Origin of the sequence: Devosia soli, assembly GCF_000970455.1 — a bacterium.
Classification (GTDB): Bacteria; Pseudomonadota; Alphaproteobacteria; order Rhizobiales; family Devosiaceae; genus Devosia; species Devosia soli.
This window is the reverse complement of the sequence record NZ_LAJG01000014.1, coordinates 724,992-746,275: the sequence shown is the minus strand read 5'-3', so window position 1 is coordinate 746,275 and position 21,284 is coordinate 724,992. Positions and strand designations below refer to the sequence as shown.

Genomic DNA, 21,284 nt, shown 5'->3' with positions numbered 1-21,284 from the left:
CGCTGAGGCGTCTGAAGTAGCCCCTGCCTTTATCAGCTCGCGCCGCCCGTCTTTGCGGCTTTTTCGGCATCCCACCACCAGATGGTGGGAAAGCCATTGGCAAATTCTGGCAGTGTCTCTGGATGGCTGAAACGGTCCCAACGTGCGGTGCGTGAGTAGCGTAGCGCATATCCCGGCACCACATAGTGGTGCGAGAGCAGCACGCGGTCGAGGGCTTCGGTTACGGCGAGCTGGGTGTCTCGGTCTCCAGTGGCGACAAGCTTGTCGATCAGCGCATCGATGGCAGGATCGGCTATGCCTGCATAGTTGCGCGAGCCCTCTTCAGTGGCGCTCGAGGAACCGAAGAAGAAGCGCTGTTCGTTGCCTGGCGAATAGGACTGGGTCCAGCCTCCATAGATCATGTCATAGTCGAAGCTGCGCAGCCGGTTGATATATTGGGGCGTGTCGACCATGCGGATGTCGACGCGGACACCGATCAGCGCCAGATTCTTTTGGAAATTGGCGGCAATGGCTTCGAGCGTCGGCTGGTGCATCAGGATTTCGAATGAGAGCTGCTGGCCATTGGCATCGACCAGTTGCGAACCGTTGAGCGTGTAGCCCGCCTGCGTGAGAAGGGTCAGCGCCTGGCGCAGGTTTTCACGCAGCTTGGTCGGATCGCCGCTGACCGGATTGACCGGGATCGGCCCGAACGCGGCTTGGGGCACGTCGTCGCGCACGCTGTCGAGGATGTCGACGACCTCGCCCTGCGGCTCGCCCTTGGCGGCAAAGGGCAGGCCGAAGAAGTATGAGTTGATGCGCTCATACTGGTTATAGAAGATCGTGTTGTTGAGCTCTTCGAAATCGAAGGCGAAGTTCAGCGCCTCGCGCACGCGTTGGTCCTGGAACTTTTCGCGGCGCAGGTTCGGGACAAAACCGACCATTTCCCCGCGGCCGTTATAATCCTGCGGGAATTCCTCCTTGATCACCCGGCCGTCGGCAACAGCGGGAAAATCGAAGCCGGTGGCCCAGCGGCGGGCAGTATATTCGTTCCAGAAGTCGAACTGGTCGCCCTTGAAGGCCTCGAACCAGACGGCTTCGTCGAGGAAATATTCGTAGCGGATTTCATTGAAATTGTTCGCGCCGATCTGGGTCGGATGGTCCTTTGCCCAATAGTTCTCGACGCGTTTATATGTGATCGAGCGGCCGGCTTCGAAGCTTGCGATCTCATAGGGGCCGGAGCCGAGCGGCGGCTCCAGCGTCGATTCACCCAGGCTGCGCTTATTGCCCTTGGCGTCGGTGCCCTCCCACCAGTGCTGCGGCATGACCATGAGCTGGCCCAGGATATGGGGCAGTTCGCGATTACCGGTCATGTCGAAGGTGAAGGTTACTTCGCCGGGCGCGGTCACTTCGGCCTTGGTGATGTTGGCATAATATTGGGCATAAACGGGGCTCAGTTCGATCGACCTTTCGAAGGACCAGACGACGTCCTCGGCCGTCACCGGCTCGCCATCGTGCCATTCGGCATCGGGGTCCATGCGGAAGGTCACCGCGCCATAATCGTCGGCAACCTTCATGGCTTCGGCGAGAAGCCCATAGGAGGTGTTCACCTCATCGAGCGACGGCGTCAGCAGGGTTTCGTAGATGAGCCCCACTCCGCTTGCGATTTCGCCCTTTGGCAGGATGGGGTTGAAAGTATCAAAGCCGCCACGATCGCCGAGGCGCACCGTGCCGCCCTTGGGCGCATCGGCATTGACATAATCGAAGTGGGCAAAGCCCTCGCCATATTTGGGCGTGTCTGTGAGACTATCGGCATGCACCCAGATGCCCGTGGGGGTCTGGGCGTGGGCAGCGCCGGCAAGCCCGATGGCGAGAAGTCCGGCGGTGAGCAGTGTCGAGAGCTTCATGGGGCGTGCTCCTCCCTGTTTGCAACGAGGTTAGTCGCTTTGATCGGCGGGGGACAACCCGTCGGCGGTGGTTTCGATGTCGAAGGCGGCAGCCAGCAACTGGCGCGTATAGGGATCATGCGGGCGGGCGAAGATGGCGGCGGCAGGTCCCGCCTCGACGATCTTGCCGTTGCGCATGACGACCAGCGAATGGGCGAGCGCCTTTACGACGCGCAGGTCATGGCTGATGAAGAGATACGTGAGGTCGCGCCGGCGCTGCACATCGCGGAGAAGATCGATGACCTGCGCCTGGATCGAGATGTCGAGCGCCGAGGTCGGCTCGTCGAGCACGAGAAAGTCGGGCTCGAGCACAAGGGCGCGGGCGATTGCAATGCGCTGGCGCTGGCCGCCGGAAAATTCGTGCGGATAGCGGTTCGCCGAGGCCGGATCGAGCCCGACTTCGCCAAGCACCGCCACGACGCGCGCCTCGCGGTCAGCTACGGAGAGTTTCGGCATATGGACCTTTAGACCCTCTTCGACGATTTCGCCGACCGACATGCGCGGGCTCAGCGAGCCGAAAGGGTCCTGGAAAACGATCTGCATATGCCGTCGCATCGGCCGCATGGCCTTGGCCGTTCGGCCCGATATGTCCTGCCCCAACATCACGATCCGGCCCTTCGAAGGAATGAGCCGGAGGAGTGCATAGCCGAGCGAGGATTTGCCCGAGCCGCTTTCGCCGACGACGCCGAGCGTTTCGCCGCGATGGATCGCGACATCGACGCCATCGACGGCGCGAATATGCCCGACCGTTTTGCGCAGGAGCCCGCGCTTGATCGGGAACCACACCTTCAAGTCCTTGGTCTCGACCAGCTTAGGCGCGCCGCTCTTGGCAAGCACCGGAGCGCCCTTGGGCGCGGCGGCGAGGAGCTTCCTCGTGTAAGGATGCTGCGGCTTGATGAAAATCTCGGCGACCGGGCCGGTTTCAACGATCTCCCCGCCCGTCATCACACAAACCCGATCGGCGATCTTGCGCACGATCGTTAGGTCATGGGTGATGAAGAGCATCGCCATGCCGTGCTGCGCCTGCAGCTTCTTCAAGAGTGTCAGGATCTGCGCCTGTACGGTGACGTCGAGTGCCGTCGTCGGCTCGTCGGCAATGAGGAGCTTCGGATTGTTGGCAAGCGCCATGGCGATCATGACGCGCTGGCGCTGGCCGCCCGAGAGCTGATGTGGATAATCGTCGAGCCGGCTTTGAGGGCTCGGGATGCCGACTTCAGTGAGAAGTTCGATCGTGCGCTTGCGCGCCGCGGTCTTGCGCAGACCCTGATGCACCGCCAGCACTTCGCCGATCTGCTTGCCGATGGTGTGGACCGGATTGAGCGAACTCATCGGCTCCTGGAAGATCATCCCGACATCGTTGCCACGCACTTGGCGCAGTTGAGCGTCAGTCGACTTGGTGAGGTCCTGGGCGCCGAGAGCAATGAACCCTTCGATGCGGGCAGACGCCGGCAGCAGCTTGAGCACGGAGAGCGCCGTCACCGACTTGCCCGATCCGCTTTCCCCGACCAGCGCCATAGTTTCCCCCGGCGCGATATCAAAACTGACCGTCTTCGCCGCCTCAAAGGCGCCGAAACGGATGGTGAGATCGCGGACGGAAAGGAGGGGCGCCGTCATTTGAACGTCTTTCGCGGATCGAAGGCGTCGCGGACGGCTTCGCCGATGAAGACGAGCAGCGTCATCATGATGGCGATGGTGAAAAAGCCCGTCAGCCCGAGCCAGGGGGCCTGGAGGTTGCGTTTGCCCTGGGCCAGCAGTTCGCCGAGCGAGGGCGAGCCGATGGGGAGGCCGAAACCAAGGAAGTCGAGCGAGGTCAGCGTCGTCACCGAGCCCGAAAGAATGAAGGGCATGAAGGTGAGTGTCGCGACCATAGCGTTGGGGAGGAGATGGCGCCACATGATCACGGCATTGGAGACGCCAAGGGCGCGGGCCGCGTTGACATATTCGAAATTGCGGGCGCGCAGGAATTCGGCGCGGACGATGCCGACCAGCGCCACCCACGAGAAGAGCAGCAGGATGCCGAGCAGCACCCAGAAGCTGGGGGCGATGACGCTCGAAATGATCAGGAGCAGGTAAACCGAAGGGACTGAGGTCCAGATTTCGATGACACGCTGGGCGATGAGATCGATCCAGCCGCCGAAATAGCCCTGAACGGCGCCAGCGAAGACGCCGATGATCGAGGAGAAGACGGTCAGTGTCAGGCCGAAGAGGACCGAAATGCGGAAGCCGTAAACGAGGCGCGCGAGCACGTCGCGGCCGCGGTCGTCGGTGCCGAGCCAATGATAATTGCCGAGTTGACAATTAGGATCGGCGGTGCCCTGCGGGTAGCGCGAGCAGAACTGATCCCAGCTCTGCATCCAGCTTGGCGGATTGGTGCCGGAAGAGGGGAGGTAGCCATCGACGGTGTCGTGGCTGAAGCGCACCGGGGGCCAGATCGACCATCCATTGGCAGCGATTTCATCGGCAATGAACGGTTGGCGATAGTCCGTCGTCGCGAGAAAGCCGCCGAATTTTGCTTCGGGATAGGTCACAAAGGCAGGAACCAGCAGTTCGCCCTTATAGGAGACGATGATCGGCCGATCGTTGGTGATGAGTTCTGCGCCGAGCGTCAGCAGGAACAGCGCGAGAAAGATCCAGAGCGACCACCAGCCGCGCCGATTGGCGCGGAAATTGGCGAGGCGGCGCTGGTTGAGCGGCGACATGCTCATATGTCGCGGCTTTCAAAGTCGAGCCGCGGGTCCACCCACATATAGGCAAGGTCGGAAATCAGCCCGATGACGAGCCCCAGGAGCGAGAAGATATAGAGCGTGGCGAAAACCACCGGATAGTCGCGTGTGGCGATCGATTCAAAGCCGAGGAGCCCGAGGCCATCGAGCGAGAAGATGGTTTCGATGAGCAGCGAGCCGCCGAAAAAGGCGCCGATGAAGGCGCCGGGGAAGCTGGCGATGATCAGCATCATGGCATTGCGGAAGACGTGGCCGTAGAGCACGCGGTTTTCCGTCAGCCCCTTGGCGCGGGCAGTGACGACATATTGCTTGGAGATTTCATCGAGAAAGGAGTTCTTCGTCAGCAGCGTCGCGGTAGCAAAAGCGCCAAGACCCATGGCGGTGATCGGCAGCACCAGATGCCAGAAATAATCGAGGATCTGGCGCCAGAGCGGGAAGCTGGCAAAGCCGGGCGAGGTGAGCCCGCGCAACGGGAAAATCTGCCAGAAACTGCCCCCGGCAAAGAGCACGACAAGCGCGATAGCCACGAGAAAGCCGGGAACCGCATAGCCGACGATGACCACAGTCGAGGTCCAGACGTCGAACCGGGAGCCGTCACGCCGTGCCTTGGCGATACCGAGGGGGATCGAGATGCCGTAGGCGATGAGCGTCATCCAGAGCCCGAGCGAGATCGAGACCGGCATTTTTTCGAGAACGAGATCGATGACAGAAATGTCGCGATAGTAGCTCTCGCCGAAATCGAAGCGCAGGTAATTCCAGATCATGGAAAAGAAGCGCTCAAGCGGGGGCTTGTCGAAGCCGAACTGCTGCTCGATGCGGCTGACGAGTTCGGGTGAAAGCCCCTGCCGCCCGCGATACGTGCCGCCGGACTGTTGAGAATCGCCAGATGGTTGGGAAAGCGTCTCTTCCCCGCCACCGGTCACGCGCTCGGCGAGATCGACATTCTGTCCGGAAATATTGGCCAGGGCCTGTTCGACTGGTCCGCCCGGGGCAAACTGGGTGATCACGAAAGAGACGGCCATAATGCCGAAGATGGTTGGAATCATCAGCAGTAGTCGGCGGATGATATACGCGCCCATCGCGGCTCCGAGGCTGGCTACGCCCTTTTGTGTGACCCCGGCTTGGATTTGGGCAAATCACCTTGCGGTGACGGGGTTTGGCCGAATCCAACATTTGTGTGACGGTTTGGCAATCGCACTTGCGCCCCAGGCTTCAGAATTGACTTATTCTGTGTATTTGGCTGGGGATAGTGGGTCGCAGGTCAAAGGAGTGGGCATGAAATTCGAGACGATTGCGCAGGTGCGCGACGCCAATGTAGCGCGAATTGTCCGCGTGGCGCTCAGAGCCCATGGCTTTCATCCGCTCGAGCCGGGCGACGGCGGACTGCCGGGGGTGCCCAATCTCTTCGGTCCAGAGGGTGAGGGAATCGATGTTCCGGAATCCGAGGTTGCCGATGCAACACTTCTGGTCGGGGAGTTGTTGAAGGACATGAATCGCACCGATACCTAAAATAGCCACGAACACAGTCGAGGTATTATCAGCGGGACGGGCGTTGAACCCTTGGCGGGCTTGCGTTAATAAGCCGCCTAAAGAGTTAACTTCCATTAAGCCTTCGGGCAGGAGTCACCAATGAAGGTTTGGATGCGCGGAGCCACCACCGCATTCGGATTGGGTCTCTCGGCACTGGCGCTGGCCGCCTGTTCCACGACCAGTCAGTCAAATACCGCCAATCTCAACGTCGTGCGTCCGCCACAGCAGCTGGCCCCGGTCCAGTCTTCGAGTGTGCAGCAGGGCACGCTTCCGGCGATCGGCGCTACAGGCACGCCGGCGCCCGGCCTTTCCGGCACCCCGGTCCTCGGCGGCGCTCCGGCCATGACCACGGCAACTGCCACGACGACCGCGCCGGGCCTTGGCACCAACAGCTCCATCGTCAATGTCGGCGCGCCGACTGCCGGTTTCTCGGCAGGTCCGGAAGGCGTCTGGACCGTGACGGCCGGCGCGACCACGTGCCAGCTCAATCTCCCCATGACTGCCAAGACCGGCACGAACTATTATCGCGCTTCGGCGCCGGGCTGCACCGTGACCCAGATTGCCTCGGTCACCGGTTGGCAGCAGGTTGGCAGCCAGCTCCAGCTTTATGATGATAACGGCAATATCGCCGCCTTCCTCGCTCCCTCGGGTGGCCGCTATATCGGCACCATGGGCGGCGGCCAGGCGATCTCGATGTCGCGCTAAGCATATGGGCCGGTCCTCAGTGACCGGCCCTTTCGTGTCCTCTACGCGCACCTCACGCGCGCATTGTCACCCCCGCGAAAGCGGGGGCCTCTGTTTTGAACGGAGGTTCCTTCTTGCGCAGGAATGACACCGTGAGTGAGTTGTCCCGGAACTCCCGATGCCTCCTGATCAAACTCCCGTCCGCTCGGCTTATCTCGACCTCGTCGTCCGGGGGGCGCTGACGAGCGATCCGGCGCAGGTCGAGGCGACGGCGCATTTCGATCGGATCATTGCCGACCTGACAGCGGCCAGGCCCAAGGGCCTCTTCAGCTTGTTTCCAAAGCCGAAGCCGGTGCGGGGACTATATCTCGTCGGCGAGGTCGGCCGCGGCAAGACCATGATGATGGACCTGTTCTTCGGGGCCTTGCCCATTCGCGAAAAGCAACGGGTGCATTTCCATGAGTTCATGGACGAGGTGCATGCCGGCATCTCCGCCTTCCGCAAGAGCGCGCGGGGCAGGGGGGACGATGCCGATCCGGTCGAGGCTGTCACGCGGCCCCTTCTCAAATCCGGGCTGCGGGTTCTCTGTCTTGATGAATTCCATGTCCATGACATCACCAATGCCATGCTGCTCGATCGATTGTTCGAAAAGCTCTTTGCCGGCGGAGTGACGCTGGTCGCCACCTCCAATGTCTTGCCGGACGAGCTTTATAAGGATGGGCTCAACCGCCAGTTGTTCTTGCCCTTCATCGCCCGGCTCAAGGAAGAGACCGAAGTCGTGGTGCTCCATGCGGCGCAGGATTATCGGCGGCTCAAATTTGCCGGCCAGCAGGTCTATGCCTTTGGCACAGGACCTCAGGTGCGCGCTGTCATGGATCGGCTCTGGCTCAGAATCACGGGTGGCGAGCCGGGGCAGCCAGGCGTCGTCGACAGCATCGGCCGGCAGATCCCGGTGCCGCTCCAATCGATGGGCGCGGCGCGCTTCAATTTCGCCGACCTTTGTGAAAAGCCCCTCGGCACGCGCGATTTCGTCCGCATCGCGCACCAGTTCGATTCGCTGATGATCGATGGCATCAAGCAGATGGACCGGACGCGCTCGGATGCCGCCAAGCGGTTCATCCTGCTCATCGACAGCCTCTATGATCGTGGCGTCAAGCTTGCCGCAAGCTTCGAGGCACCCCTCGATCAACTGGCCACCGACGACAAGACGGCATTCGAATTTCAGCGAACCATTTCAAGGCTTAATGAAATGCAGTCGGAAGAGTATCTGGCCAAGGGGCTGCGCGATGCAGTTCCTCTCGAGGCACATGCCTGATCCTACTTGCCCAACGGGCATTCCCCCTTCGCCCATCAGCAAGGCTGATTTGCAGCTTACGACGAAGGGTTCACTTGCCCGGTTTGCCCGACAGGGTTAAACCAGCGCCAATTCAACGCAGTCCGGGATGAGAACTTATGGCGCGCAAGAAGATTGCCCTAATCGGTGCGGGACAGATCGGCGGAACGCTGGCCCTTTTGGCGGCCCAGAAAGAACTGGGTGACGTCGTGCTGTTCGACGTGGTCGACGGCGTGCCGCAGGGCAAGGCTCTCGATATCGCCCAGTCGGCTCCGGCCCAGGGCTTCGATGCCGTCATGAAGGGCACGTCCGAATACAAGGACATCGAAGGCGCAGACGTCGTCATCGTCACCGCCGGCGTGCCGCGCAAGCCCGGCATGAGCCGCGACGACCTTCTCGAAATCAACCTCAAGGTGATGGAACAGGTCGGCGCCGGCATTGCCAAATATGCGCCGAACGCCTTCGTCATCTGCATCACCAACCCGCTCGATGCCATGGTATGGGCGCTGCAGAAGTTCTCAGGCCTGCCGACCAACAAGGTCATCGGCATGGCCGGCGTGCTCGACTCCTCGCGCTTCATTCACTTCATCGCCGATGAACTCAAGGTTTCGGTCGAAGACGTCAATGCCTTCGTGCTCGGCGGACACGGCGACACCATGGTGCCGCTTGCGCGCTATTCCACCGTTGCCGGCATTCCCTTGACCGACATCGTCAAGATGGGCTGGCTCAGCAAGGAACGCCTCGACGAAATCATCCAGCGCACCCGTGATGGCGGCGCCGAGATCGTTTCGCTCCTCAAGACCGGTTCGGCCTTTTATGCTCCGGCTGCTTCCGCCATCGCCATGGCCGAAAGCTACCTCAAGGACAAGAAGCGCATCCTGCCTTCCGCCGCGTTCCTGTCCGGCGAATATGGCGTCAAGGATACCTATGTCGGCGTCCCGACGCTGATCGGCGCCGGCGGCGTCGAGAAGGTCGTTGAGATCGCGCTCAACTCGGCCGAACAAAAGGCCTTCGACAAGTCGGTGGAGGCCGTCGAAGGCCTCATCGAAGCCTGTAAGAAAATCGCGCCCAAGCTGGCGTGACGACAGACAAGCCGCTGGCCCCGCCGGCGGCTTCTCCCTTTCCGGTCTCTAGAATTGTCCGGTTACCTTCTGCCCATCCAAGGGGAAATCAATGAACATCCATGAACATCAGGCCAAGGCGCTGCTGAAGGAATATGGCGCGCCCGTCGCTGAAGGCGTCGCCATTTTCTCGGCCGACGAAGCTGAAGCTGCAGCCAAGTCGCTGCCGGGGCCGCTCTATGTGGTCAAGAGCCAGATTCATGCCGGCGGCCGCGGCAAGGGCAAGTTCAAGGAACTCTCCCCGGACGCCAAGGGCGGCGTGCGCCTTGCCAAGTCCGTCGAGGACGTGGTGGCCAATGCCAAGGAAATGCTGGGCCACACGCTCGTGACCAAGCAGACCGGCGAGGCCGGCAAGCAGGTCAACCGCCTCTATATCGAAGACGGCGCCGATATCGCCCGCGAGCTCTATTGCTCGCTGCTGGTCGATCGCGCGACCTCGAAAGTGTCCTTCGTCGTCTCGACCGAAGGCGGCATGGATATCGAAGCCGTTGCCGAACACACGCCTGAAAAGATCATCACCGTCGCCATCGATCCGGCAGCGGGCGTCACCGATGCCGACGTTGCCAAGATCAACGACGCGCTCAAGCTCGACGGCGCTGCCGCCGACGACGCCAAGTCGCTGTTCCCGATCCTTTACAAGGCCTTCACCGAGAAGGACATGAGCCTTCTCGAAGTGAACCCTTTGATCGTTATGGAAAACGGTCGGTTGCGCGTTCTCGACGCCAAGGTCTCGTTCGACAACAACGCCGCCTTCCGTCACGAAGAGCTCAAGCCGCTTCGCGACCTGACCGAAGAAGACGCCAAGGAAATCGAAGCGTCCAAGTATGATCTCGCCTATGTCGCCCTCGACGGCAATATCGGCTGCATGGTCAATGGCGCAGGGCTTGCCATGTCCACCATGGATATCATCAAGCTCTATGGCGCCGAGCCGGCCAACTTCCTCGATGTCGGTGGCGGCGCTTCCAAGGAAAAGGTCACCGCGGCCTTCAAGATCATCACGGCCGATCCGGCGGTGAAGGGCATTCTCGTCAACATCTTCGGTGGCATCATGCGCTGCGACGTCATTGCCGAAGGCGTGATCGCCGCGGTCAAGGAAGTCGGCCTGAAGGTTCCGCTGGTGGTTCGCCTCGAAGGCACCAATGTCAAGGAAGGCAAGGCCATTCTCGACAATTCGGGCCTCGACGTGATTTCCGCCGATGACCTCGACGACGCCGCCCAGAAGATCGTTGCCGCCGTCGGCAAAGCCGCCTGAGCGCCCTCTAGAAGAGAAAAACCAATGTCTATTCTCGTCAACAAAGACACCAAGGTTCTCGTGCAGGGCCTCACCGGCAAGACCGGTACCTTCCACACCGAACAGGCGCTTGCCTACTATGGCACCAAGATGGTCGGCGGCGTGAACCCGAAGAAGGCAGGCGAAACCTGGACTTCTTCGCTCGACGCCACGGCCCAGCTCCCGGTCTTCGCCTCCGTTGCCGAAGGCAAGGAAAAGACCGGCGCCAATGCCTCGGTCATCTATGTGCCGCCTCCGGGCGCTGCTGCCGCCATCGAAGAAGCGATCGACGCGGAAATCCCGCTCATCGTCTGCATCACCGAAGGCGTGCCGGTCATGGACATGGTCCGCGTCAAGGCAAAGCTCGAAAAATCCAAGTCGCGCCTCATCGGGCCGAACTGCCCCGGCGTCCTGACCCCGGAAGAATGCAAGATCGGCATCATGCCGGGCTCGATTTTCTCCAAGGGTTCGGTCGGTATTGTTTCGCGTTCGGGCACGCTTACCTATGAAGCAGTGTTCCAGACCACCAATGAAGGTCTCGGCCAGACGACGGCCGTGGGCATCGGCGGCGATCCGGTCAAGGGCACCGAATTCATCGACGTCCTCGAAATGTTCCTCGCCGACGAAGCCACCAAGTCGATCATCATGATCGGCGAAATCGGCGGTTCGGCCGAAGAAGAAGCTGCGCAGTTCCTGATCGACGAAGCCAAGCGCGGCCGCAAGAAGCCAATGGCTGGTTTCATCGCCGGCCGCACGGCGCCCAAGGGCCGTACCATGGGCCATGCTGGCGCCGTAATTTCGGGCGGTAAGGGTGGCGCGGAAGAAAAGATCGCAGCCATGGAAGCCGCAGGGATTCGCGTTTCGTCATCGCCTGCCCGTATCGGCAAGACCTTGGCGGAAGTGCTCAAGGGCTGAGTACGTCACTCCCCACCCAGCCTCCCCCTGATAGGGGGAGGGACAATGCGGTGGGTTTGGCGCGATTTAGTCAGGATCTCGATTGATCCCTCCCCTACCAGGGGGGGGGTTAGGTGGGGGCTTTCTACCCACCGAAATGCCCATCTGCGACCAATGTCGGTCGCGCTTCGGTCACGGTTCGGTGTTAAGCCTGCTGGCAGGCGACGAAAATTGTAGTGTGAGCCGCGGCGCCTGCTCAGGGCGCCGCAAGTCTTAACAAGATACAAAGGAAAAGCGGTCAATATTCCCCAACTTTGGGTGGCCGCAGTGAGAACCGGCTCTCCGCCGGTTTGTTGAGAAGGATGACAGGACGCAAGGTCCTGCGCAAAAAGCGATGACACGACAGGAAAAGAACGACGCGTTCTTACTGACCTCGTTCCTCTATGGGGGGAACGCCGACTACATCGAACAACTCTATTCCCGCTACAAGACGGACCCCGGCAGTGTCGACACGACATGGTCCAGCTTCTTCTCCCGGCTCGATGACAGTGATGGCATCGCCGAGAAGAACGCAGAGGGCGCGAGTTGGGGGCGCAAGGACTGGCCGCAGGCGCCGAGCGGCGACCTCGTCGCTGCCTTCGATGGCAATTGGGGTGAAGTCGCTCTCAAGGCGGAAAAAGCCACCGCCAAGAAGGCCGCTGCCGAAGGCAAGCCCGCGCCGAGCACCGCCGATGTGCTGCAGGCGACGCGCGATTCGATCCGCGCCATCATGATGATCCGTGCCTACCGCATGCGCGGTCATCTGCACGCCGATCTCGATCCGCTCAAGATGAAGGCCGACGAGCCAGCGCCGGAGCTCGATCCGCGCAGCTATGGCTTTACCGAAGCGGATTTCAGCCGCAAGATCTTTATCGATAACTATCTCGGGCTCGAATACGCCACCATCCCCGAAATGCTGGCGATCCTGCAGCGCACCTATTGCGGCACGGTCGGCATCGAGTTCATGCATATCTCGGATCCTGAAGCCAAGCAGTGGATTCAGGAACGCATCGAAGGACCGGATAAAGAAATCACCTTCACTGCCGAAGGCAAGAAGGCGATCCTCAACAAGCTGATTGAGGCGGAAGGCTTCGAAAAGTTCCTCGACGTCAAGTATACCGGCACCAAGCGCTTCGGCCTTGACGGTGGCGAAGCCGCCATTCCGGCGCTCGAGCAGATCCTCAAGCGCGGCGGCGCCCTCGGCATCAAGGACGTCGTTCTCGGCATGGCCCATCGCGGCCGTCTTAACGTCCTCACCCAGGTACTGCAAAAGCCGCACCGCGCTCTCTTCCACGAATTCAAGGGCGGCGCCTTCTATCCCGATGACGTCGAAGGCTCGGGCGACGTAAAGTACCACCTCGGTGCGTCTTCCGACCGCGAATTCGACGGCAATCGCGTCCACCTGTCGCTGACGGCCAACCCGAGCCATCTCGAGATCGTCGATCCCGTCGTGCTCGGCAAGTCGCGCGCCAAGCAGGATCAGCACATTTCGCCCAACGGCAAGCTGATCAACATCGCCACCGATGGCAAGCCGGACCGCTCCATGGTCCTGCCGCTTCTCATCCACGGCGATGCGGCCTTTGCCGGCCAGGGCGTCATTGCCGAATGCCTTGGCCTTTCGGGGCTCAAGGGCCATCGTACCGGCGGTTCGATCCATCTGGTCATCAACAACCAGATCGGCTTCACCACCGCGCCGATGTATTCGCGTTCCTCGCCCTATCCGACCGACGTCGCCAAGATGATCGAGGCCCCGGTTCTCCATGTGAATGGCGATGATCCGGAAGCCGTCGTCTTCGCCGCCAAGGTCGCGGTGGAATACCGCCAGAAGTTCGGCAAACCTGTCGTCATCGACATGTTCTGCTATCGTCGCTTCGGCCACAACGAAGGCGATGAACCGAGCTTCACCCAGCCGCTCATGTACTCCAAAATCCGGAGCCACAAGACGACGCTGGAGCTTTATGCCGAAAAGCTGATCGCCGAGGGCGTTCTGAGCGCTGACGATGTCGAGAAGGCCAAGGCTGACTGGCGCGCCAAGCTCGAAGCCGAGTTTGAAGCCGGCCAGGATTATCGTCCGAACAAGGCCGACTGGCTCGACGGGGCCTGGAAGAATTTCAAGCCTGCCCAGGACGATGGCGCTCGCCGCGGCGAAACCGGCGTTCCGCTCGAGCGGCTTATCGAGATCGGCACCAAGCTGACCAAGGTTCCGGCGGATTTCAATGTTCACCGCACGGTCAAGCGCTTCCTCGACAATCGCCTCGGCGCGATCGAGTCTGGCGAGGGCATCGACTGGGCAACGGCCGAAGCCCTGGCTTTCGGTACTCTTGTCACCGAAGGAAATCCGGTTCGTCTTTCGGGCCAGGATGTCGAGCGTGGCACGTTCAGCCAGCGCCATTCTGTGCTCAACGACCAGCAGGTTGAGAACAAGACCTTTACCCCGCTCAACAATCTCGATCCCGAAAACCAGGCGCGTTATGAAGTCATCAATTCGATGCTTTCCGAAGAAGCCGTCCTTGGTTTCGAATACGGCTATTCGCTGGCCGAGCCCAAGGCGCTGACCCTTTGGGAAGCTCAGTTCGGCGACTTCGTGAATGGTGCGCAGGTCGTCATCGACCAGTTCATCTCCTCGGGTGAGCGCAAGTGGTTCCGCATGTCGGGCCTCGTGATGCTCTTGCCGCATGGCTATGAAGGGCAGGGGCCGGAGCATTCTTCCGCACGTCCCGAGCGCTTCCTGCAGCTTTGCGCCGAAGACAACATGCAGGTGGCCAACTGCACGACGCCGGCCAACTACTTCCATATCCTGCGCCGGCAGCTCAAGCGCGACTTCCGCAAGCCGCTGATCCTGATGACGCCCAAGAGCCTCCTGCGCCACAAGCGCGCTGTCTCGGGTCTCGTCGAACTTGGCCCGGACAGCGTCTTCCACCGTCTTCTCTGGGACGATGCCGAGGCGCCGGGCCTGCCCAAGACCACGATCAAGCTCGCGCCCGACGAAAAGATCCGTCGCGTCGTGCTTTGCACCGGCAAGGTCTATTACGATCTTCTGGAAGACCGCGAGAAGAAGGGCATCGACGATGTCTATCTGCTCCGCGTCGAGCAGCTCTATCCGTTCCCGGCCAAGGCGCTGGTGGACGAGCTGAGCCGCTTCCCCAATGCCGAGATCGTCTGGTGCCAGGAAGAGCCGCGCAATATGGGCGCATGGACCTTCATCCAACCCTATGTGGAATGGGTGTTCGACCAGATTGGCCGTGAATATCAGCGCGTCCGCTATGTCGGCCGCAAGGCTGCCGCATCGCCGGCAACCGGCCTGATGCGGACCCACCTGGCACAGCTCCAGGAATTCCTCGACGAAGCGTTTGCCAAGTAAGCACAAGATAAAAGGATCACACTATGTCGACAGAAATCCGTGTGCCGACGCTGGGCGAAAGCGTCACTGAAGCGACCATCGGCCAGTGGTTCAAGAAGGTTGGCGATACCGTCAACGCCGATGAGCCCCTGGTTGAACTCGAAACCGATAAGGTGACCATCGAAGTGCCGGCCCCTTCGGCTGGCGTGCTGGAAGCCATTGCCGCCAATCCCGGCGATACCGTCGATGTCGGCGCTCTGCTTGGCGCGATCGCGGCTGCAGGGGCAGGTGCTTCTGCGCCGGCCGCTGCTCCTGCCGCCGCTGCGCCGGCTCCGGCCAAGACCGAAGTGCCGGCGGCCAATGCTGCCGGTCCTGAGCCGATCAAGCCGGCTGCAACCGACCGCGCTCCGGCCCCTTCGGCGCAGAAGCTGATCAACGAGAATGGCCTTGATGCCAATGGCATCGGCGGCTCGGGCAAAGCAGGCCAGGTGCTCAAGGAAGACGTTTTGGCAGCGCTCTCGCGCGTTGCAACGCCTGCTCCGGCAGCGCCTGCGGCAAAGCCAGCCGAAGCCAAGGCGCCGGCGCCCGCGCCCCGTGCTCCGACCCCTGCCGGCGACGCCGAGCGCGAAGAACGCGTCAAGATGACCCGTCTCCGCCAGACCATCGCGCGCCGCCTCAAGGACGCGCAGAACACCGCTGCCATGCTCACGACGTTCAACGAAGTGGACATGAAGCCGGTCATGGACCTGCGCAATTCTTACAAGGAACTCTTTGAGAAGAAGCATGGCGTCAAGCTCGGCTTCATGGGCTTCTTCACCAAGGCCGTGGTTCATGCGCTCAAGGAAATCCCGGCCGTCAATGCCGAGATCGATGGCGACGACCTGATCTACAAGCAGTACGCCCATATCGGCGTCGCGGTTGGCACCGACAAGGGCCTCGTCGTCCCGGTTGTCCGCAATGCCGACCAGATGTCGATTGCCGAGATCGAAAAGGAAATCGGCAATCTCGGCAAGAAGGCCCGCGATGGCGCGCTCTCGATGGCCGACATGCAGGGCGGCACCTTCACCATCTCCAATGGTGGTGTTTATGGCTCGCTGATGTCGACGCCTATCCTCAACGCGCCGCAGTCTGGTATTCTTGGCATGCACAAGATCCAGGAGCGCCCGGTCGTCGTCGGCGGCCAGATCGTCATCCGCCCGATGATGTATCTTGCCCTCTCCTATGACCACCGGATCGTCGATGGCAAGGAAGCGGTCACCTTCCTCGTTCGCGTCAAGGAAAGCCTCGAAGCGCCCGAGCGTTTGGTGCTCGATCTCTAGTAGAGCGATCGGTTTGTCCGATACGTCATGCGAAAGGCCCGCTCAGGCGGGCCTTTTTGTTGTGCTAACCAAACCGTGTTGTCGGATGGGCTCGATGTTAACGTACTGTTAGCAGGAGAGGGCCCTATGCATAGCGTAGTCGTTGAACTGTCACACGCCTCGGAGATGCGGGTTGCGTTTTTGTCTGACCCTGATCGCTGTCCTTTTGCTTCCGGTTATCCCCGCCCTCGCACAAGACGATTCTGCCAGCAATGAGCAGCTCGTCGGCGAGCTCATGGCCTTCCACGGCTCGCAGGCCATTGTCGATGTGATGACCACCCATTGCTACGAAACCACCGGGCTCGATGGCGCCTACAAGACTGCCGCGGACAACTGGTATCTGCGCAATATTGGCTTTCTCGATCTCGCCGATCGCGTGATTGCCATGCTCGGCGGCGGCTCGGAAGGGCAACGCAAGGCGGCAGAGACCTATGGCGGCTCGCAGATCATGACCGCCTATAACCAGGCCGAGAGCAAGGACAGCTTCTGCCGCGCCTTCCTCGAACAGGTCGAATCCGGGGCGCTCGATATCGACCAGCAATTGCCCGATCCGCTGCGCCGCGCCCAGCAAATCTCGGCAGCTTCCTGATCCAGAACGGATTTCGTGCGTTGCTCTAGCGCGTGCTGGAGGATTTCATGAGCATCGAACTGACCCTGCTGATTTGGAGCGCTGCGCTCGCCTTTGCCTATGTGCTCGTCCAGTCGACGGCATATCGGCTCGATTATGGATTGCTGCATGCCGGCTCGCAGCGCGACGATGAACGGCCACCCAACAAATGGGCCGGCCGCGGCAACCGTGCCCTGCGCAACTTCCTTGAAACCTATGGCATTTTCATCGCGCTGACGGTCGCGACCGAAATTGCCGGGCGCTCGGACGGTTTGACGCAATGGGGCGCCCAGATCTGGTTCTGGGCACGTTGGGTCTATATCCCCGCCTACTTCATCGACGTGCCTTTTGTCCGTTCCGGCGTTTGGACCGTATCAATGATCGGACTCATCATGCTTTTTATCGGCGTTGCCTTTTAGGGCAGGGGCCTTGCCGGGCGGCGCATTGCCGCCCGTGAGCCAGTGGTGTAACGGTTTGCCGCTTAGTTCGCGGTGAAACCATGACCTTCCCCTGGTTTGAATTTGCCGGCCTCATGTTGGCCTTTGGCATCAATGCCGTTATTCCTGGCGCCGATTTTGCCATGGTGCTGCGCCAGTCGGTGGCGCATGATCGCCGCGCCGCGCTTTTCACCTCTGCCGGGATTGCCACTTCGATCCTCGTTCATGGCACCTATACCCTGCTTGGCGTCGGCGTCATCGTCGGCCAGTCGCTGCTGTTCTTCAACATCCTCAAATGGTTGGGCGCGGCCTATCTCGTCTGGCTGGCGATCGCCGCTCTTCGCAGCCCGCCGCCCCAACCGCCGACCGAGCTCGATGCTCTCGGGGCCAAGCGCGGCGACATGGCCGCCTTTGCGCTGGGCTTTCTGACCAACTTGCTCAATCCCAAGGCCGTGCTGTTCTTTCTGGCGCTCTTTACGTCGCTTGTTTCCATTCACACGCCGGGCGAAATAAAAGTTATCTACGTGCTTAGCATGAGCCTTATGCTTTTTGCCTGGTTCGCATTGGTGTCGGTTTTCTTTACGACCCCTTCGGTGAGACAGGGCTTTTTCCGAGTCGGCCGGTGGTTTAATCGGGTTACCGGCATTACATTTCTGGCGTTGGCTGTACGCGTCGCGTTGGCACAGCAGCGCTAATTTCTGAGGCTAAGAGAACCATGGCAGACCAATTCGACCTCGTAGTGATCGGCTCCGGCCCCGGCGGCTATGTGGGCGCCATTCGCGCCGCCCAGCTCGGGCTCAAGGTGGCCGTGGTCGAGAAGTGGGCGACCTTGGGCGGCACCTGTCTCAATATCGGCTGTATCCCCTCCAAGGCTCTGCTACATGCCTCTGAGCTGTTCGAAGAAGCCGGCCACGGCTTCAAGAACCTCGGCATCGACATCCCGGCGCCGGTGCTCAACCTGCCGCAGATGATGAACCATAAGGCGGACGTGGTCGCGTCCAATGTCGGCGGCGTCGACTATCTCTTTAAAAAGAACAAGATCACCGTTTACCGCGGCACGGGCTCGATCCCTGCTGCCGGCAAGGTACTGGTGACCCCGCAGTCCGGCCCCGCAACCGAGATTGCCACAACCAATATCGTCATCGCCACCGGTTCGGTTTCAGCCAATCTCCCTGGTATCGAGATCGACGAGAAGACCGTTGTCACCTCGACCGGTGCACTGACGCTCGATAAGGTGCCTGAACGCCTGCTGGTCATTGGTGCTGGTGTCATCGGCCTCGAACTCGGTTCCGTCTGGTCGCGTCTAGGCGCCAAGGTCACCGTGGTCGAATATCTCGACCGCATCCTGCCTGGCATGGACAGCGAAGTCGCGCGCCAGTTCCAGCGCATGCTGCAGAAGCAGAACATCGAGTTTAAGCTCTCGAGCAAAGTTGCAGGCATCGACAAGCAGGACGATGGTTCGCTCAAGGTTCGCGTCGAACCAGCCAAAGGCGGTGAAGTCGAAGTGCTCGATTTCGACGTGGCGCTGGTCGCTGTCGGCCGTAAGCCCTTCACCGAAGGCCTCGGCCTTGAAGCCGCCGGCGTCGCCCTCGACGAGCGCGGACGCGTGCGCGTCGATGCGCATTTCAAGACCTCGGTCGACGGCATCTACTCCATCGGCGACGTCATTGCCGGTCCGATGCTCGCCCACAAGGCCGAGGACGAGGGTATCGCCATTGCTGAAATCCTGGCCGGGCAGGCGGGCCATGTGAACTACGCCGCTATCCCTTCGGTCGTTTACACCAATCCAGAAGTCGCTTCCGTCGGCAAGACCGAAGACGAGCTCAAGGCCGATGGCGTCAACTACAAGATCGGCAAGTTCCCCTTCACTGCCAATGGCCGCGCCAAGGCGATGCTGGCGACGCAGGGCTTTGTGAAGATTCTCGCCGATGTCGAGACCGACCGCGTCCTTGGCGCCCATATCGTGGGCAAGAATGCCGGCGAGATGATCCATGAGCTGGTGACTCTGATGGAATTCTCCGGCGCTGCCGAAGACCTGGCACGGACGACGCATGCCCACCCGACGCTGTCGGAAGCGGTGCGCGAGGCGGCCCTGGCCCTGGGCGATGGTGCGATCCACATCTAGTCGCACATACGCGCAGATAGCCAACGAGCCGTAATTGCCAGGCTTGTCCCGGCAATCCATCTCACCGCCGCATGGACTACCCGGACAAGCCGGATAGCAACGAGCAGGCTCGATTGTGGACGAAAAAAGAAGCGTCGCAAATCGCGGCGCTTTTCTCTTGTAATGGAAGTCATCATACAAATTTGCGCAGATTGTATGTTGACTTGTACTTTTGGCTTCCATACCAGTTAGGCAGGACGCGGGCCTGAGGATGGCTCGGCTGTCTCCGATCGGCAAGTCCGGTCGTGCATGTGCAGTGCGGAGGGCGCTGCCGTGCTTGATATTTGGGAGGACACCAATGTTTCATTTGCCAAGGATGGCGGCTGCGGCCGTCGTCGCGACTTCGCTTATGGTTTCGGCCGCCAGCGCCCAGACGGTGCTGCGCTCTTCCGATACGCATCCCGATGGTTATCCGACTGTCGAAGCGGTGAAAAAATTCGGCGAACTGCTGAGCGAAAAGACCGATGGCCGCTATTCGGTGGAAGTGTTCCACTCCGCCCAGCTCGGTCAGGAAGCCGACACGATCGAACAGACCCAGTTCGGCGTGATCGACATGAACCGCATTTCGATCGGCGCCTTCGGCACTCAAGTGCCAGAAGCCACCGTCACCCAGCTGCCCTATATCTTCCGCTCAGCCGACCACTTCCACAACGTGCTCGACGGTCCGATCGGCGAGGAAATCCTTGCAGCGTTTGATGCTGTCGATGTCGTTGCTCTCGCCTTCTACGATGGTGGCGCTCGCTCGTTCTATAACAGCGAAAAGCCGATCACGTCGCCTGAGGATATGGCGGGCCTAAAGTTCCGCGTTATGCAGTCGGACATCTTCGTCGACATGGTCGGTGCCCTTGGCGCCAATGCTACGCCGATGCCCTATGGCGAAGTGTACTCTGCCATCCAGACCGGCGTGATCGAAGGCGCTGAAAACAACTATCCGAGCTATGACACTGCCGGCCACGCGGAAGTCGCCAAGTATTATTCGCTCGACGAACACCTGATGGTTCCGGAAGTTCTCGTCATCTCCAAGGTCGTGTGGGACGGTCTGACGCCAGAGGACCAGGCTCTCTTCCGCGAAGCGGCCAAGGAGTCGGTCGCCATCCAGCGTGATCTCTGGGCCAAGAAGGAAGTTGAATCCAAGGCTGCCGTCGAGGCGCTTGGCGCGACCATCAACACGGTCGACAAGGCTCCCTTCATCGAAGCGATGAAGCCGGTCTACGACAAGTACGTCACCGACCCGAAGCTGCAGGACCTGGTTGCCCGAATCCAGGCGACCGAAGGCTGATGTGAAAGAGGGCCGGCCCTGATGGGTCGGCCCAGCTTCGCGGGGGATTTGTCCATGAAAGACCGGCTCTTGAAGGTCAGCACCGCGCTCGGTGCGCTATCCAATCTGGCCCTCTGGATCGCGGGCATCGGCCTCGTTGCCATGACGATGATCGTCGCCTATCAGGTCTATATGCGCTTCATCGTCAATTCGTCGCCGCCCTGGACTGAAGCTGCTTCGATCATGATCATGAGCTGGTTCATTTTCCTCGGCGCCGCCGTCGGTGTGAAGGAAAACTTCCACATGGGCTTTGACGTGCTGCTCTACTTCCTGCCCGCGGGTGCAAAGCCTTGGCTGCGGGCGATCAGCGATCTGGCCGTTTTCGCTTTTGCCGCGGGCATGGTGTTTTACGGTGGCGAACTGGCCCTGCGCGGATGGGGCGTGCGCGTCCCCGTCATCGGCCTGCCGCAGACCTTTACCTATCTTCCGATTGTCCTCTCTGGCTTCCTCATGTGTCTCTTCTCGCTCGAGCGCATTCTGCTGCGCGCGGCTGGCGTGAATGTCGATGACGTCGAGGCCGATGCCACGATGACGGCGGACTGAG

18 protein-coding genes and 1 pseudogene are annotated in these 21,284 nt (G+C 60.8%); 14 read left to right on the top strand and 5 right to left on the bottom strand.

Annotated features, from left to right (window positions below):
• Positions 1-32 precede the first annotated feature (32 nt).
• The 5 genes and pseudogenes from VW35_RS07695 to VW35_RS07680 form a co-directional block, all read right to left on the bottom strand.
• Complete coding sequence (locus VW35_RS07695; protein WP_046142345.1) at positions 33-1,883, bottom strand: extracellular solute-binding protein; 1,851 nt, start codon at positions 1,881-1,883, stop codon at positions 33-35.
• 30 nt (positions 1,884-1,913) lie between these two features.
• Positions 1,914-2,759 carry an ATP-binding cassette domain-containing protein gene (locus tag VW35_RS22350; protein WP_483088781.1) on the bottom strand — a complete coding sequence of 282 codons (846 nt, stop codon included), beginning with the start codon at positions 2,757-2,759 and terminating at the stop codon, positions 1,914-1,916.
• A gap of 12 nt (positions 2,760-2,771) precedes the next feature.
• Positions 2,772-3,488 (bottom strand): annotated as a pseudogene (locus VW35_RS22345) (ATP-binding cassette domain-containing protein); the annotation flags it as partial.
• Between the two features lie 44 nt (positions 3,489-3,532).
• Entirely contained in the window at positions 3,533-4,627 is a 1,095-nt protein-coding gene (locus VW35_RS07685; protein WP_046142343.1) for an ABC transporter permease, read from the bottom strand.
• Positions 4,624-5,724, bottom strand: a complete 1,101-nt coding sequence (locus tag VW35_RS07680) for a microcin C ABC transporter permease YejB (RefSeq protein ID WP_046142342.1) — start codon at positions 5,722-5,724, stop codon at positions 4,624-4,626. Before VW35_RS07680 ends, VW35_RS07685 begins: the two co-directional genes overlap by 4 nt.
• A 196-nt stretch (positions 5,725-5,920) precedes the next feature.
• Here VW35_RS07680 and VW35_RS07675 point away from each other — a divergent pair, with 196 nt between their 5' ends.
• The 14 genes from VW35_RS07675 to VW35_RS07610 all read left to right on the top strand — a co-directional run bounded on the left by VW35_RS07675 (position 5,921) and on the right by VW35_RS07610 (position 21,283).
• Complete coding sequence (locus tag VW35_RS07675; protein ID WP_152662517.1) at positions 5,921-6,154, top strand: hypothetical protein; 234 nt, start codon at positions 5,921-5,923, stop codon at positions 6,152-6,154.
• Between the two features lie 120 nt (positions 6,155-6,274).
• The gene (locus VW35_RS20515) at positions 6,275-6,880 is read left to right on the top strand and encodes an AprI/Inh family metalloprotease inhibitor (protein WP_052951570.1); all 606 of its coding nucleotides are present in this window, start codon (positions 6,275-6,277) and stop codon (positions 6,878-6,880) included.
• Between the two features lie 157 nt (positions 6,881-7,037).
• Entirely contained in the window at positions 7,038-8,174 is a 1,137-nt protein-coding gene (gene zapE, locus VW35_RS07665; RefSeq protein WP_046142340.1) for a cell division protein ZapE, read from the top strand.
• Between the two features lie 137 nt (positions 8,175-8,311).
• Complete coding sequence (mdh, locus tag VW35_RS07660; protein WP_046142339.1) at positions 8,312-9,274, top strand: malate dehydrogenase; 963 nt, start codon at positions 8,312-8,314, stop codon at positions 9,272-9,274.
• A gap of 91 nt (positions 9,275-9,365) precedes the next feature.
• Complete coding sequence (gene sucC / locus VW35_RS07655) at positions 9,366-10,565, top strand: ADP-forming succinate--CoA ligase subunit beta (protein WP_046142338.1); 1,200 nt, start codon at positions 9,366-9,368, stop codon at positions 10,563-10,565.
• Positions 10,566-10,589: 24 nt separating this feature from the next.
• Positions 10,590-11,498 (top strand): succinate--CoA ligase subunit alpha, encoded by a 909-nt coding sequence (sucD, locus tag VW35_RS07650; RefSeq protein WP_046142337.1) that lies wholly within the window; start codon positions 10,590-10,592, stop codon positions 11,496-11,498.
• Positions 11,499-11,871: 373 nt separating this feature from the next.
• Positions 11,872-14,877 carry a 2-oxoglutarate dehydrogenase E1 component gene (locus tag VW35_RS07645; RefSeq protein WP_046142336.1) on the top strand — a complete coding sequence of 1,002 codons (3,006 nt, stop codon included), beginning with the start codon at positions 11,872-11,874 and terminating at the stop codon, positions 14,875-14,877.
• A 23-nt stretch (positions 14,878-14,900) separates the two neighbouring features.
• Entirely contained in the window at positions 14,901-16,175 is a 1,275-nt protein-coding gene (odhB, locus tag VW35_RS07640; RefSeq protein WP_046142335.1) for a 2-oxoglutarate dehydrogenase complex dihydrolipoyllysine-residue succinyltransferase, read from the top strand.
• A 172-nt stretch (positions 16,176-16,347) separates the two neighbouring features.
• Complete coding sequence (locus VW35_RS07635; RefSeq protein WP_046142334.1) at positions 16,348-16,803, top strand: hypothetical protein; 456 nt, start codon at positions 16,348-16,350, stop codon at positions 16,801-16,803.
• 47 nt (positions 16,804-16,850) lie between these two features.
• Positions 16,851-17,240 carry an MAPEG family protein gene (locus VW35_RS07630; RefSeq protein WP_046142602.1) on the top strand — a complete coding sequence of 130 codons (390 nt, stop codon included), beginning with the start codon at positions 16,851-16,853 and terminating at the stop codon, positions 17,238-17,240.
• Between the two features lie 80 nt (positions 17,241-17,320).
• Complete coding sequence (locus tag VW35_RS07625; protein WP_046142333.1) at positions 17,321-17,953, top strand: LysE family transporter; 633 nt, start codon at positions 17,321-17,323, stop codon at positions 17,951-17,953.
• A 20-nt stretch (positions 17,954-17,973) separates the two neighbouring features.
• The gene (gene lpdA / locus VW35_RS07620) at positions 17,974-19,383 is read left to right on the top strand and encodes a dihydrolipoyl dehydrogenase (RefSeq protein ID WP_046142332.1); all 1,410 of its coding nucleotides are present in this window, start codon (positions 17,974-17,976) and stop codon (positions 19,381-19,383) included.
• Between the two features lie 337 nt (positions 19,384-19,720).
• On the top strand, positions 19,721-20,701 hold the full coding sequence (locus tag VW35_RS07615; protein WP_046142331.1) for a TRAP transporter substrate-binding protein: 981 nt from the start codon (positions 19,721-19,723) through the stop codon (positions 20,699-20,701).
• Positions 20,702-20,755: 54 nt separating this feature from the next.
• Positions 20,756-21,283 carry a TRAP transporter small permease gene (locus VW35_RS07610; protein WP_046142330.1) on the top strand — a complete coding sequence of 176 codons (528 nt, stop codon included), beginning with the start codon at positions 20,756-20,758 and terminating at the stop codon, positions 21,281-21,283.
• Position 21,284 lies beyond the last annotated feature (1 nt).

Coding starts and splice junctions, on each gene's coding strand:
- VW35_RS07695 (WP_046142345.1), bottom strand. CDS start 1,883: ATGAAGCTCTCGACACTGCTCACCGCCGGACTTCTCGCCATCGGGCTT.
- VW35_RS07685 (WP_046142343.1), bottom strand. CDS start 4,627: ATGAGCATGTCGCCGCTCAACCAGCGCCGCCTCGCCAATTTCCGCGCC.
- VW35_RS07680 (WP_046142342.1), bottom strand. CDS start 5,724: ATGGGCGCGTATATCATCCGCCGACTACTGCTGATGATTCCAACCATC.
- VW35_RS07675 (WP_152662517.1), top strand. CDS start 5,921: ATGAAATTCGAGACGATTGCGCAGGTGCGCGACGCCAATGTAGCGCGA.
- VW35_RS20515 (WP_052951570.1), top strand. CDS start 6,275: ATGAAGGTTTGGATGCGCGGAGCCACCACCGCATTCGGATTGGGTCTC.
- zapE (WP_046142340.1), top strand. CDS start 7,038: ATGCCTCCTGATCAAACTCCCGTCCGCTCGGCTTATCTCGACCTCGTC.
- mdh (WP_046142339.1), top strand. CDS start 8,312: ATGGCGCGCAAGAAGATTGCCCTAATCGGTGCGGGACAGATCGGCGGA.
- sucC (WP_046142338.1), top strand. CDS start 9,366: ATGAACATCCATGAACATCAGGCCAAGGCGCTGCTGAAGGAATATGGC.
- sucD (WP_046142337.1), top strand. CDS start 10,590: ATGTCTATTCTCGTCAACAAAGACACCAAGGTTCTCGTGCAGGGCCTC.
- VW35_RS07645 (WP_046142336.1), top strand. CDS start 11,872: ATGACACGACAGGAAAAGAACGACGCGTTCTTACTGACCTCGTTCCTC.
- odhB (WP_046142335.1), top strand. CDS start 14,901: ATGTCGACAGAAATCCGTGTGCCGACGCTGGGCGAAAGCGTCACTGAA.
- VW35_RS07630 (WP_046142602.1), top strand. CDS start 16,851: ATGAGCATCGAACTGACCCTGCTGATTTGGAGCGCTGCGCTCGCCTTT.
- VW35_RS07625 (WP_046142333.1), top strand. CDS start 17,321: ATGACCTTCCCCTGGTTTGAATTTGCCGGCCTCATGTTGGCCTTTGGC.
- lpdA (WP_046142332.1), top strand. CDS start 17,974: ATGGCAGACCAATTCGACCTCGTAGTGATCGGCTCCGGCCCCGGCGGC.
- VW35_RS07615 (WP_046142331.1), top strand. CDS start 19,721: ATGTTTCATTTGCCAAGGATGGCGGCTGCGGCCGTCGTCGCGACTTCG.
- VW35_RS07610 (WP_046142330.1), top strand. CDS start 20,756: ATGAAAGACCGGCTCTTGAAGGTCAGCACCGCGCTCGGTGCGCTATCC.